General features: G+C 64.5%; 12 protein-coding genes. 3 read left to right on the forward strand and 9 right to left on the reverse strand.

Features of this window, described 5'->3' with window-relative positions:
- Nucleotides 1-88: 88 nt before the first annotated feature.
- Entirely contained in the window at nt 89-823 is a 735-nt protein-coding gene (locus FGL95_RS27885) for a GntR family transcriptional regulator (RefSeq protein ID WP_169593549.1), read from the reverse strand.
- Nucleotides 824-956: 133 nt separating this feature from the next.
- Between FGL95_RS27885 and FGL95_RS27890 the strand changes: the two genes are divergently transcribed.
- Together FGL95_RS27890 and FGL95_RS27895 are read left to right on the forward strand one after the other, a co-directional pair.
- Nucleotides 957-1445 carry a hypothetical protein gene (locus FGL95_RS27890; RefSeq protein ID WP_169593551.1) on the forward strand — a complete coding sequence of 163 codons (489 nt, stop codon included), beginning with the start codon at nt 957-959 and terminating at the stop codon, nt 1443-1445.
- Between the two features lie 59 nt (nt 1446-1504).
- Complete coding sequence (locus FGL95_RS27895) at nt 1505-3880, forward strand: helicase-associated domain-containing protein (RefSeq protein WP_169593553.1); 2376 nt, start codon at nt 1505-1507, stop codon at nt 3878-3880.
- Here the strand turns inward: FGL95_RS27895 and FGL95_RS27900 are convergent.
- The 7 genes from FGL95_RS27900 to FGL95_RS27930 form a co-directional block, all read right to left on the reverse strand.
- The gene (locus FGL95_RS27900) at nt 3841-6525 is read right to left on the reverse strand and encodes a fumarate reductase/succinate dehydrogenase flavoprotein subunit (protein WP_169593555.1); all 2685 of its coding nucleotides are present in this window, start codon (nt 6523-6525) and stop codon (nt 3841-3843) included. The genes FGL95_RS27895 and FGL95_RS27900 overlap by 40 nt on opposite strands.
- Nucleotides 6525-7280, reverse strand: coding sequence for an ABC transporter ATP-binding protein (locus tag FGL95_RS27905; protein WP_169593557.1), 756 nt, complete (start codon nt 7278-7280; stop codon nt 6525-6527). The genes FGL95_RS27900 and FGL95_RS27905 overlap by 1 nt, the downstream gene beginning before the upstream one ends.
- Nucleotides 7277-8134: an ABC transporter permease gene (locus FGL95_RS27910; RefSeq protein ID WP_169593559.1), complete on the reverse strand. Its 858-nt coding sequence runs from the start codon at nt 8132-8134 to the stop codon at nt 7277-7279. Before FGL95_RS27910 ends, FGL95_RS27905 begins: the two co-directional genes overlap by 4 nt.
- A complete protein-coding gene (locus FGL95_RS27915) occupies nt 8131-9531 on the reverse strand; it encodes an ABC transporter substrate-binding protein (protein WP_169593561.1) in 1401 nt (466 codons plus the stop codon). Before FGL95_RS27915 ends, FGL95_RS27910 begins: the two co-directional genes overlap by 4 nt.
- An 18-nt stretch (nt 9532-9549) precedes the next feature.
- Nucleotides 9550-9777 (reverse strand): 4Fe-4S dicluster domain-containing protein, encoded by a 228-nt coding sequence (locus tag FGL95_RS27920; protein ID WP_169593564.1) that lies wholly within the window; start codon nt 9775-9777, stop codon nt 9550-9552.
- The gene (locus FGL95_RS27925; RefSeq protein ID WP_169593567.1) at nt 9777-10538 is read right to left on the reverse strand and encodes a GntR family transcriptional regulator; all 762 of its coding nucleotides are present in this window, start codon (nt 10536-10538) and stop codon (nt 9777-9779) included. Before FGL95_RS27925 ends, FGL95_RS27920 begins: the two co-directional genes overlap by 1 nt.
- A gap of 390 nt (nt 10539-10928) precedes the next feature.
- Nucleotides 10929-12329, reverse strand: a complete 1401-nt coding sequence (locus FGL95_RS27930) for a hypothetical protein (RefSeq protein ID WP_169593569.1) — start codon at nt 12327-12329, stop codon at nt 10929-10931.
- Nucleotides 12330-12433: 104 nt separating this feature from the next.
- Between FGL95_RS27930 and FGL95_RS27935 the strand changes: the two genes are divergently transcribed.
- On the forward strand, nt 12434-13144 hold the full coding sequence (locus FGL95_RS27935) for an ESX secretion-associated protein EspG (RefSeq protein WP_169593571.1): 711 nt from the start codon (nt 12434-12436) through the stop codon (nt 13142-13144).
- Between the two features lie 57 nt (nt 13145-13201).
- On the opposite strand, the gene FGL95_RS27940 is transcribed toward FGL95_RS27935, so the two are convergent.
- Nucleotides 13202-13405: a cold-shock protein gene (locus FGL95_RS27940; protein ID WP_169593573.1), complete on the reverse strand. Its 204-nt coding sequence runs from the start codon at nt 13403-13405 to the stop codon at nt 13202-13204.
- Nucleotides 13406-13545 lie beyond the last annotated feature (140 nt).

Here is a 13545-nt window from a genome sequence, read left to right on the forward strand (position 1 = left end):
CTCCTCGCCCTCGCCCGCCGGCTCGTCGACGTCCTCTGGGCCCTGCTCCGCGACAGACGGGAATTCACCTCGGAAGTCCCAGCTCGACTCACAGCTGCGGCTTGACACGGTCATTGAGACTCCTTTCGATGGGACGGCCCAGCGCATGGGCGGTCACGGCATGCGCCGCGCGCTCTTCGACAACTTCGTACGACGCGCCGACGTGGTGGTGTAGTGCAGTGCGGGCTCGCTCGAGGTCGTCGGCCAGGATCAAGTCGACGATCTCCAGGTGTTCTTCGATGGTTTTCGTGACGCGCTCTTCGGTGGCGTAGTCGTACATCCGGACCAGCCGGATCTGACCGTTCACCGCCTGTAACGCACGGGTGAGGGCGGGATTGCCTGCGGCTGCGGACAATCGGAGATGGAAGTCCTCGTCGAGGAGGACGACGTCCGGACCGGGTTCGGGCGGCGATGCCTTCAGACCGAGCCAGTCGTCACGCAACGTGGCTAACGCGTCGACGTCGAACGTCAGGTGCGGGTTCTCGATCATCCGCGTAATTCCGCGGAGTTCTAACGTGATTCGCACTTCGTAGAGGTCTCGCACGCTCGCAAGGTCCGGGACGACGGGGTAGTAGCCGTCGGCCTCACGGGTCAGCATTCCGTCGGCATGCAATCGCACCATCGCCTCCCGGACCGGCGTTCGTGACGCCCCGATCAGTTCGGCGACGCGGGCCTCGACGAGTCGGGTGCGGGCAGACAATTCACCAGCCAGGAGACGTCGTCGTAGCTCCCGATATGCCTGCTCGCGGAGGCTGTTCTTGTCGGTTTTCGGTTCGGTATCCATCGCGGTATACCGTCGCGCCGGAGTGTTTCGCATCGAGACGTTGTCCGTAAACAATGCGTGAAGGACCCCTCACACCCGTGCGCGTGTCTCACCCCCACAGGGGTGAAATTCACGCACAGTCGATACTCACCACGTGAGCATTCGCGCCGCCGCTACGGCCACTATTCCTGTGCGCAGGGATGTGTTGCTGCCGTGGCTGGTCGAGCCGGATCGACTGTGCAGGTGGGTGATCGGACTGCACACGATGACGGCGGTGGGGGACCAGTTCTCGGTGGATCTCGGTATCACCGGCGCGGTCTACGCCCGCGGGACGCAACTGGTGGCCGAGGTTGCCGAGCACACGGCAGATCGCGTCGTTCGCCGCTACCGGTTGCCATCGGCGGACGAATACAGCAGGACCGTGACGTATCACTTGACGTCCATCGGGGCAGGTACGCGGGTTGAGTGCGTCGCCGAAACGGTCGTGCCCGGACTCAGTCGATCGGTCGAGGGGCCGGCGCAGAGACGCGAATGCGCTTCGATCGCGGCATCGCTCCAACGTCTGTCGGCTGTCGTCACCGGTTCGCAGCGGAGCCTGCTCGCACGATGGCTCGACCGACGCAGAGTCGCCGTCGGGCTCTAGAACTGTGCGTGAATTTGGCCCTCAGAGGGGCCAAACTCACGCACAGTTAGGGTCAGGTTGTGCCAGGTCAGCCGGTCGACGCCCTGCTCGCGTATCTGAAGTCGCTCGATGCTGCGCAATTGGCGACGGTCCTGCGCAATCGCAACGACGCGTTGAGCGTGCCGTGGCCGGCGCACATCTCGGACCTCGCGACTCGGCTGACCAGGTACGACTCCGTGATGGACGCCTACGCCCGGTTGACACTGCCGCACCTGGAGGTTCTCGGAGCCATCACGTTGGCGCGATCGCTCGGACCGTCGGTCGCCGTCGATGACGTCGCGAAGTGGCTCGGCAGCGACGTCGACGTGGTTCGGGGATTCCTCACCGACCTCGCCGACTGCGCTCTTGCCTGGAGCGCTGCCGATGGCAACGTCGTCAACGCCTTCAGATTTCCACTGATCGGCACCCGGCTCGGCCCGCCATTGCGGACCGTTCTGGAAGGGGCAACGCTATCGGCTCTTCGGCTCGTTGCCGCGAAACTGAAGGTCAGGGGCGACGGGACCAAGCTGGAGGTGATCGACCGGCTTGCGAAGTTCCTGGGGGACCGCAACGAGGTCATCGAACTTGTGGACGATGCTCCGCTGGATGCGCGGGATCTGATTCTCGACTGCGCCGAGCAGGGCGCCGACATCGAATACATGGACAGATCGGCATTCGGGGGGCGCCGGGCGCAGTTCACCATGCGTGGCGATTGGGCCGTCGACCGCGGACTGTTATGGCCGGACGGGCAGGGTTCCGCGTCGATGCCGCTAGAAGTTGCGGTCGCGTTGCGGGGGACTGGCTGGCGACTGCCATTCCATCCGCAACCGCCTGCTATCGCGGTGGCGCCGGTGTATGTGGAACACGTCGAGAGCGAGGCTGCGTCACGGCTGCTCCGCATGCTGGAAGTGACGTCGAATATCCTCGATGGTGCTGCAGCCGAACCGATTCCGTTGCTGAAGACTGAGCAGGTCGGAGTTCGCGCGGTGAAATTGTTGGCCAAAGATCTCGGCGCCGACGTCGAACAGGTCACTCTCGCTTTGCAATTGGCGACCGACGCTAGGCTTCTCGACCCGCTGCCGCCCGATCCGCCGAAGGGTCGCCGCCGCAAGTCCGCGCCCGAGCCGACCAGCACGGGACTTATTCCAGGTGAGTCGGCGCCTAGTTGGCTCGCGGCGGCGCCGGACGAACGGGCGACGAGGCTCCTCGACACATGGTGGGAAGCGAGCTCGACCCCACTACTGGATGCAAAGATCGCCGCCGAGCTTCGCGACAGCACCGCACACGGCATGGTTCGGATACACCTGCTCGAGGAGTACGCCCGCGTCGAGCCGGGCACCGGCTTCGCTGCGCCCTACGACCTGACCCCGTTGCTCTTGTGGCATGCACCGCTGGTCGAGACCGAGCACCTGGACCCCCTACTCGCCGGCGCAACCAAGGAGGCCGAGCTACTTGGTCTGCTTGCGTTCGGTACAGCAACATCGTTGGGGCGAAGCATGGTTGGTGGTGGACTCGATGAAGCTGTCGCCGAGCTCGTGTCGGGTGCGCATACGACGGCGGTCATCGGCGCGGACCTCACCGCGGTCGTGTTCGGTCCGCCGACACCCGAGCTTTCGCGATTGCTCGACCGCGTCGGGACGCGCGAATCCGGTGGTACGGCGACGATGTGGCGCTTCACCCCGGACAGCGTCCGCTCTGCCTTCGACGACGGCGCCACGGCTGAGCAGCTGCTCGACGGTCTCCGGGTGATCGCGGAGTCGGAGATCCCGCAGGCCTTGGAATACCTGATCAACGACGTTGCTCGCACCCACGGGAAGTTGGGCGTCGTCGAGCTTGGGTGCGCAATTCTGTCCGATGACCCGACCGTCTTGCTCGAGTTGGTCGCTACCCGCAAGCTTGCGAAGTTGGAACTCGCGTCGCTCGCACCCACGGTGGTCGCGTCGAAAAGCAGCGCTGCAGAGGTTATTTCGGCCTTACGAGCCGCTGGCTACGCGCCCGTGCAGCGTCCTGCTGACGGAAGCGTGCAGGTCAATGCTCCAGCGGTCTCGTCGGAGTCCGCAGATTCATCAACGCTGACCGACGACACAATTGCCATAGTCGCCGACCCCGACCGCCACGCTCGCCACCTGATCGAGACCGCAGACAGCGCTCCGCCGACGGCGGCGACAACGCACGATCTATTTCAAGCGTTGCGCGGGAAGGGCGAACCCCAAGCCATTTGGCATCTGCTCGAGGGCCGGCCGGCTCGCATCACTCACGACGGAACGACGCACGTGGTGCACAGTCCGAGTGTCAGCGGGCAGACATTGACCGCCTGGAGCGTGACCACCGACCGCTACGAGGAGTTCCCGCTGGACGCCACAACTGTGAGTGAATTTCACCCCTCGGAGGGTGAGACGCGCGCACGGCGGGCGTAGGCGCGGACATCGGAATCGGTGTCGTTCTCTGCGACCAGCAAACTGGCTTGTGCCGCAGCGTCATCGGGCCACACGCTGAGCGACAGGACCGCCGCCTTACGGACGTCCAGGTGTGGGTCCTCCAATGCGACGGTCAAGGGTGCGACGGCGATGTCTGGGCGCGCCCCGGCCAGACCGCGCGCCGCGCCTTGCCGCACCTGCCACGCCGATTCCTTCAGTGCGACAGCCACAATGGCGGCGTCGACGTCGTCGCAGCCGAGCGACGCGAACGCTGTCAAGGCTGCTGCCCGGACGAGGGGATCGCGGTCGTCGACCAACGCCCGGACCGTGTCGAGCCCGCCGGAACCGATCGTCGCCAGACCGTTCGCCACCGTCACGCGGACTTCGCGGTTGTCGTCACGTTGCGCCGAAGTCACTGTCTCCCAGTCGTTCAGCGATACCAGCGCCCGGACCGCTTCGATCCGTACCCGGTGATCGTTGTCGGTGAGAGCGGTCGCGAACTCTGCCGTCGAGCCGGCTTTCAATGCGCGTAAGAGGTCGACGACCGCAGCGCGGACCGTTGCGTCGTCGGAGCCCAGGTAGGCGCTGAGCCCGTCCGCCGACGGCAGCACCTCGACCAACTCGCGAAGGCCCTCGGTGGCCTTTCGCCTGACTTCCGCGCCTGGATCGCCAAGCGCGCCGATCAGCGGAACGGCGAATCCGTCGGGCGTACCTTCGGTCAGAACCGAGACCGCTGTCGCGCGGACCTGCGGGTCGGCGTCGGTCAGGAATGGCGAAAGCTCCTCGACCGTAGGTGAATCCAATGCGAGGACCTCGACGATCCGCGGCGACGAGAGCTGCGGACGTTCCTCCTTGAGGCGAGTCGGCGACTCCAGAGGTGCTCGGCCGCCGACCAATTCGGGCTGCTCGACCGCGATCACGTCTCCCGTCGACGGCACACCGTCGAGACCGGGAACGGGTACGAAATACGGTGCGACGGGACGCTTCAGGAACTGCATCTCGCCGTCGTCGCCGCGTTTGAGGTTCAGGTGGTAGCGCCATTCGACGTCGTCGCGCTGCGGGATATCGGACCGCTCGTGGTAGAGCCCCCAGCGAGATTCGGTGCGCGTCAACGACGATCGCGACGCCATCTCGGCGCAGTCGCGGATGAACGACACCTCGGCGCAACGCATGAGCTCATGTGGTGTGGTCGCACCCATCTCGGCGATCTCGTTGCGCATTCGCTCGAACGTTTCGACCGCGATCGACAGCTTGGTCGCCGTCTTCGGTGGGGCGACGTAGTCGTTGACGAAGCGTCGCAACTTGTACTCGACCTGCGGCTGCGGCGGACCGTCCGGGTGCTTGAGCGGTTCGTAGACGAGCTCGTGCGCTGCGGCGAGCTGGTCCGCGGGCAAGTCCGCCGGAGCCGACACATCCGCCAACGTCGACGCGGCGTGCCCACCGGCGAGGTCGCCGTAGACGAACGCGCCGATCATGTAGTTGTGCGGCACACAGGCCAGGTCGCCGGCTGCGTACAACCCGGGAACTGTGGTGCGCGCGTGCTCGTCGACCCATACTCCGGATGCGGAATGCCCACTACAGAGCCCGATTTCGGAGATGTGCATCTCGATGTCGTGGGTTCGGTAGTCGTGGCCACGGTTCTCGTGGAAGGTGCCACGAGTCGGGCGCTCGGTGGTGTGGAGAATCCCTTCCAGCGTGCTCAATGTCTCGTCGGGCAGGTGCGACACCTTCAGATAGATCGGTCCGCGTGCAGACTCGATCTCGTCCTTCACTTCAGCCATCATCTGACCGGACCAGTAGTCGGAGTCGACGAATCGCTCACCCTGGGCATTGACCTGGTAACCGCCGAACGGATTCGCGACGTACGCACACGCCGGACCGTTGTAGTCCTTGATCAGCGGATTGATCTGAAAGCACTCGATCCCTGACAGCTCGGCACCGGCGTGATAGGCCATCGAGTAGCCGTCGCCCGCGTTCGTCGGGTTCTCGTACGTGCCGTAGAGATACCCGGATGCTGGAAGTCCGAGGCGACCGCACGGACCGGTTGCGAGGATGACGGCCTTCGCTCCGACGGCGACGAATTCGCCTGTGCGCGTGTGCAACGCGGCAGCACCGACTGCGCGACCATTCTCGGTCAGCACCCGGACCGGCATGAGGCGGTTCTCGATGGTGATCCGCTCACGCATCTTTCGTTGTCGCAGAACGCGATACAGCGCCTTCTTGACATCCTTGCCTTCGGGCATCGGCAGCACGTAGGAGCCGGACCGATGAACGCGGCGGACGGCATACTCGCCGTACTCGTCCTTCTCGAACTTGACGCCGTAACGCTCGAGCCGTTGCACCATCGCGAAGCCGCGGGTCGCCGTCTGATACACCGTGCGCTGGTTGACGATTCCGTCGTTGGCCCGCGTGATCTCTGCGACGTAGTCCTCCGGCACCGCCTTGCCGGGAATGACGGCGTTGTTGACGCCGTCCATGCCCATGGCGAGCGCGCCCGAGTGGCGGACGTGGGCCTTCTCGAGCAGCAGGACTTTCGCACCGTTCTCCGCGGCGGTCAGCGCGGCCATCGTGCCCGCGGTGCCACCGCCGATCACGAGTACGTCGCAGTCCATGCGGATCGTGTCGGCCAGGTCAGGTATCAACATCAGTGGTCCAGAGCCCCAAGGATTTCGGTGCGAGCGGTGAGTGTGTCGGGCTGTGCAGCGGCCTTGCGATCGCGGGGGAGTGGCACGTCGACGATGGTGCGTAGTCCGGCGCCGGCGCGGCCGAGCACCGCGACGCGGTCGCCGAGGAACAGCGCTTCGTCGACGTCATGAGTGACGAAGACGATGGTGGTCGGATGGGTCCGCCAAGTGTCGACGAGCAAGCGTTGCATCGTGGCGCGGGTCTGCGTGTCGAGGGCGCCGAACGGCTCGTCCATGAGTACCGCCCGAGGTGACCCGGCGAGGCTGCGCGCCAACTGAACTCGCTGACGCATGCCGCCCGACAGGTCTCGCGGCAGGTACTTGTCGAAGCCGTGTAGCCCGACTTCTTCGATCCAGCGTTCGGCTGTCGAGCGGCGCCGACCACGGGGTATGCCTCGAAGCGCAAGGGCAAGTTCGATATTGGAGCGTACGGTGCGCCACGGGAGTAAGGCGTCGTCCTGGAACACGAGCGCACGGTCGGCGGCAGTTCCCGTCACTGGGTCGCCGTCGGCGAGGATCTGGCCGGCGGTCGGTTTGAGTAGCCCGGCGAGCGCGCGCAGCAAGGTCGACTTGCCGCAGCCGGACGGGCCCGTGAGGACGAGGATCTCGCCGGGAGTGGCTTCGAGGCTGAGGCTTTCGATAACGGTGTTGTCGCCGTAGCCGATTCGTACGTCCTCGACCTGCAGCGAAATCCCCGCGGTGATCGTGGCGGTCATCGCGACAGTCCTTCCCGTGGTAGCCAGCGCGTCACGCGGCGGCCGAGCAGTTCGACCGCTCCGGAAGTCAGGAACCCGAGCACTCCGATCGTGATCATCCCGACGAAGACGCCCGGGTAGTCGACGATCGTGTACGCCTGCCACGTCCGGTAGCCGACGCCGAGACGTCCGGAGATCATCTCGGCGGAGATGACACAGATCCATGCCACACCGATGCCGACGGACAATCCACTGAACACACCCGGCAGGATCCCCGGAATGATCACCCGGACAAGGGTGTCCAGCCGACCGCCGCCGAGAGTGCGGACCGCGTCCTCCCAGATGGTCGGCAGCGCACGGACCGCGTGGCGGGTGCTGACCATGATCGGGAAAAACGCGGCAGCGAAGGTGATGAAGACGATCCCCGACTCGTCGCTGGGGAAGAGCAAGATCGCGACGGGAACGAGGGCGATCGCGGGGATCGGGCGTGCCAGCTCGGTCAGCGGTCCGAGAATATCGGCGAACCACCGTGACCTTCCGAGAGCGATCCCGGCCGCGACACCGACGACCGCCGCCAGTCCGAACCCGCTGAGGATCCGGACCAACGACTGCGCGAGGTCCAGCCAATAGGTGCCGGTACCGAGTTGCTTGCCGAAGTTGCTAACGATCTCGGTGACCGTCGGCAAGGTGTCGAAGCGAAGCCACGCACGGACGTTGTGGGTTGTGAGGAACTGCCACAACCCGATTGCGACTGCAACCGATGCCAGCCGAACGATTCGGGACCGCCACGGCGAGGGCCGCCGTACCGCCGGTCGGGCGGCTGGCACCGCGACCGGCTCGACGGACTTCACGGCTGGCAGGGTTGCCGATGTCATTGCCGGACTTCCGTCACAGCTTGCTCGTAGGAGACGACGGTGGCCGTCGGGTGCTGGGTGCGGTAGCGGTCAGCGGCAGCGGTCGTCGTGAACGGCAGGTAGTTGTCGCCATCGTGGACCCAGATCGCCTTGTCCGCGAACCAGCGGGTGCCCAATTCGGCGTCCGGAACGTAGGCCGCGCGAACCTTCTTACCCTGTGCCTGAGCCTGTTTGACGGCGCGGAGGAGGGCGGTGGGGTTGGTGACCGGTTGGGCCTGCTTGTCGCCGTCGAACCACACGTCGCCGGCCAGTGCCGGGTCGCCCGGCAGCGCGCTCGGATTTGCGTTGTTGGCGAGCGCTGTGTCGTAGTTCAGTCCGGCTTCTTCGAAGGCCTCGCGGATCGGTCCGTCGTTGACGAACTGGTCGATGTCGAGGTCCGCGAAATCGCCGATCGACTTCAGGTATTGCACATCGCCTTTGAACGCGTCGATCAGCTTCGGCTTGAGCGTGGTATCGAACGACGTGCCACCCGGACCGTTGTAGAGGTACACGACCTCAGCTGGCAGTCCCGAGCCATCCGCGACGAGTTGTGCTGCATCCAGCGGGCTTTCGGTGATGAACTTCGTTGCATCCAGTTGTGCCTGCAGGAACGCGTCGACCACTTCGGGGTGGTCCTGGGTGTACGCCTTGCGCGCGACAACGCCGTGGAACGTCGGGACGTTGAGTTCGGCACCGTCGTAGAGGAGCTTGGCCTTGTTCTGGAACACGAGCAGCCCTGGCCACGCGACGAACTGCGACAGCGCGCCCACCTGGCCGGATTCCAACGCGGACGCCCCGACCTGCGGCTGCTGGTTCAGCACCTCGACTCCGCTCGACGGATCGATTCCGTTGCGCGTCAGTGCCTGCACAAGCGTGCCGTGGCCGGCGGATCCGACACTGGCCGAGACCTTTTCGCCGGCGAGGTCTTTGATGCTCGTTGCAGTCGAATCCGGCTTGACGACAACCATATTGAGCGCGCCCTTGGGGTTGTACCCGGTGACCGAGAGGAATTCGGTCTTGGAGCGCTCGTTGGCCTGGGTGCGGGATCCGTTGATCAGCAGCGGGTAATCGCCCATCGAACCGATGTCGATCTTCTCGGCCACCATCTGCGCCGTGATCGGAGCGCCGGTGTCGTAGTCCTGCCACTCGACCGTGTACTTCGCGCCGCCGCCATCCGTGATCTTCTGGAGGCGCTGCTCGAGGTAACCCTTGGCCTTGAGCAGTGTTCCGGCAGTGACGGTGTTGATGGTCTTCGACTGGTAGCCGATGACGACTTTCACTGCACCGGCTGGCGTGTCGTCGGACTTTTCGAGTGAGCAGCCAGCGGCAGTGACGGCGAGTGCTGCGGCGATGGCGATTGCCGAGAAACGGCGTTTCATCCTGTGTTCCTTATTCTTTCAGCGGAGAAGGTAGGGCATGTTTACGGTGACGGCACCGGTTGGGCAGCGGGCTGCGCATGGGCCGCAATACCAGCACTCGTCGACGTGCATGAACGCCTTGCCGTTGTCGGGGTTGATGGCGAGCGAGTCGAGCGGGCAGATTTCGACACACAGTGTGCAGCCCTTGATACAGAGCGATTCGTCGATCGTGACGGGCACGTCGGTGCGCTGATTGACCAGTGCCATCAGGTGAGCTCCCAGCTGTTCGGGTCGGGTTGGCGGGTCAGGCTGCCGCGCATGGTGATTCGATCGCCACGCATGCGGATGTATTCGAGATCGACGGGGCGGCCGTCGTCGAGTTTGGTGAGCCGCTCCAACAGGAGCAGGGCTGCACCCTCGGGCATTTGAAGCGTTGCTGCAGAATGCGCGTCTGCGGTGATGGCTTCGAGCGCGAGGTCTGCCGAGCCGAGCGGTCCGCCGCTGATCTGCTCGATAAGGGCGAACACGTCGTTGGTCTCGAGGTCGCGTTCGAGGATTTCTGCGCCGATGTCCGGGACCAGGTAGGTCAGGTCGAGGCTGAGCGGCAGATCCCCGAGGTAGCGCAACCGCTCGATGTAAACGGCTTGCTCGCCGGGGTCGAGTTGCAGCCGGCGGGCGACGGCCGGCGGTGGCGTGACGAGGATGGCCGTGCGGACTTCGTTGCGCACGTCGCCGTGGCCTCGGAGTGTCTCCTTCAGACCCAGCAGCGCGTCGAGTCCGTGGTCGTATTTGCGTTGGGCGACGTGAGTGCCGACCTTCGGCGCGCGATCGATCAGTCCTTCGTCTTTGAGGAGCGCGAGGGCATCGCGAATCGTGTTTCGCGAGACATCGAACTCGGCTGCCAGTGCGCCTTCTTGCGGAAGCGCGCTTGTGAACGTGCCTGCGTGGATCTGCTGGCGCAAGATGTCGGCGACTTGGCGTGCCTGATCGGCGCGAGGTCGACGCAAGGGCGTTGGTTCGGGTGCCATTTCGTCTCCTTTCATGCCGCTGACCTGGTCGGATAGTTACGGTAGCGGCGTGCCGGCCGGTCTGATTCCGCCGTTGTCGTGCTTGGTGAACTGTCGATTTCTATGCGCCAGCTAACGAACGGCCTGTACCTGCGGAAAGGCGGCTGGCCGCAGGTATTACGCCACCGCCTGGGTTGGGGGTGGGGTTTTGATCAGGGTGATCGAAAGGCCCGATGGAACCGGATCGTTGTGCCCTGCGTCCAACGGGGCATGGGGAAGCGAGTTCGATGCACTGTCCGGCGACAGGGCGTCGGCTGCCGGGTGCGTGCGATTCGGCCGCAGAGTTTCGTACGAAAGTCCAGCGGACAGAAGTGAGATCTCGCCGCCGAGACTTCCGTACGAAACGCCGACTTATGCAGCGATTTCGCTGAGCGGTGCGTTCATCACCGCTTCGAGGTTGGGCAAGACCGCGCGCAGGGGTCCGCAAAATGTCAGGACGGCGTCCGCGCTGAACATTGCCCGCTCGGACAGCAGAGCGCTTGCACAGCAAAGAAATTCGGTAAGGAAGGCGTCGACGTCCGGATCGCGCATCGCCGCGAAGCCGATTGGATGGCCGAAGAGGAGTTCCTTGGCCGGTAGGCACCCTCGCGCGCCCGTTATCGCTAAGCCGCGAAGCAGCGGAACCAGGCTGCCTTCCCGCAGGTCACCCCATGCGGAGTGAAGGTCGCGAATCTGGTCGAGCTGGAGATCTATGACCGACGATCGGATGGCGTCGAGGATGTGGGGCGGTGCCCACCACTCCTTGTCAGGCGCGATCGTCGACGATTCACGTGCCGAACTCCACGGGCCCAGCGCTGCGAGGCGCGTCGACTCGTCGAGCTGATCCTCGACCGTTGTGGCCACGAGCAGCGCGGACACTGCGTCGACCAGACAGCCCGACAGGCCACGGCGAATGCCGCCAGCGTCCTCGGCCTTGGTGAAGCCGGTCAGCTTCCGAATTGTTCGCCAAACGAGCGAGTTTCCGTCGCGTCCTCGCAGTAGCTTCACGAGGGTTACGGCCTGGGCGTCGGCGTTCCAAGCGGCGGGCAATCGACTTACCCGCTTGGCGTGCGCGTGTGCGACACCAAGTACCGCTCGCGGTCCGAAAGCCTGCTCAGCGTCGAGGCCCCGCAACAGAAGATCGGTCAGCATTTCGGGTGTCGCTTGGGAAATTGCGTAGATGCGCGCCTCGACCACGGGTGTCAACGGCCCGTACGTCTGGGTGCAGGAAAATGAAGTCTGGATATAACGCGGTGCACGGAATCCTCTGAGTCCGCGTGGATTCGGCACAGTGTCGATTGCGGCTTGCATGAGCTCGGCGCGAAAGCGTGCCTCGTCTTCGAGAGCCAGATCTTGGAGCGGGGCGATATCGATAGGTCGCATCTCGGCATGAACGGGGACGACCTTGCAGGTTGGATCGGTGCAGTACACCTCGAGGTTGTCCCGGGCGGTCGGTTCGCCGGGCGTCCAGTCGAGGGTCGTGCACCCGCGGTCGTAGGTACGAACGATGGGCTTTCCGGCAACAAGCTCGCCGGCGAGCAGCATTCTCGCGAACTTGTTCAGCTCGTGTGCGCAGTCCTGGCTGCTCAACGTCCAGGGCGAATCGCTGACCGCTTGTTTTGGCGTCGCCTCGATGTAGAGCTCCGGAAGTCCGCGCTCCGCGAGCCCCACGGTGTAGGCGAAGTCGTTGGTCAACGACTTGTCGGTGAAGACGAACTGCACCTTCCAAAAGACGTCGTCGGCGAGTGCTTCACGGGCGGGCTGTTCGAACATTTGTTCCCCTCTCTCGGATGTTGGAGAGGTTAGCGAGGGGGTCTGACACGGTTCGGGCGCCGCCGATAAGATCGGTTCGAATTGCTGGCCAGGGGGGAACTGGATTGCGAACGTGGACGTTGCCTGCGGAAGATTTCGCGGCCTTGTGGTTCGGACCCGCGAACGATCGGATGCCGTTTCCGTTCCGATTCCTCAGTCGCTTCGCGCTTGCCGACGAGTACGAGGCGCACCGAACCAAGACTCGCGACACATTCTCGGCGGACAGGTTCGAGGATCTCCATCACGCGCTCCACATCATCGCCGAACCACGCGCACGGATCGAGGTGTACGGCCGTCGGGGGGAGCGGGAGGAGCTGCGAATCCTGGGTTGCATCGACGGTCGCCCCGGTGTGGTCGCGTCGCAAAGGCGCGGGGGAGACATCACCCTGCAGCTGGTGAGCGCCGAAAAGGTTGCCGGCCTCGTCGTCGATCGGCTTCCCGAAGCCGGTCCGGGCAGCAAGCGGGTCCAGCGGTTCGCGACGTCAGCGCTCGCCGACGATGCGCCCTTCGTGATGCGGACCGACGGCGTCAGCGAGAAGGCTCGATACGCCAAGATCGTGAATGCGCCTCGCGCCAGCGAAGGAACGCTGAGCGTCTACGCCGGACCTCGCCACGGCGACCAACGCGTGACCGGCACTGTCCGCTGGTACGACCTCGTCGGTGACGGCCGATACCTGGAAACGCGTACGCGGGACACCATCGAGGTCAAGCCAGCAGCGCTAAACGACATCCTGGCTCGGATTCACAAAGCTCTGAAAGCCTCTGAAATGCACTGACCCCCAGCGCCATCAGGTGCTGGGGGTCAGTGGAGATGCTCAGTTGGAGCGGAAGTCTCAGAGCGGACGAACGCCGGTGGCCTGCGGGCCCTTGGCGCCCTGGCCTACCTCGAACTCGACCTTCTGGTTCTCCTCCAGAGTACGGAAACCGTTGCTCTGGATCTCGGAGTAATGGACGAAAACGTCAGCGGAACCGTCCGCGGGAGCAATGAAGCCGAAGCCCTTTTCCGCGTTGAACCACTTGACCGTGCCCTGTGCCATGCGAATTACTTTCTTTCTCTTACTGGTACGACGGATGGCTCTTACTATCCGTCGGGCCGGTTGCGCACGCGACTTCTCGCTGGGATTTCTCGAGGGACTCGAGGCGATCCGTTGAGACTGCCGGACGACCGCAACATGAT

It is taken from the genome of Antrihabitans stalactiti, from assembly GCF_012932915.1.
Lineage (GTDB): Bacteria > Actinomycetota > Actinomycetes > Mycobacteriales > Mycobacteriaceae > Antrihabitans > Antrihabitans stalactiti.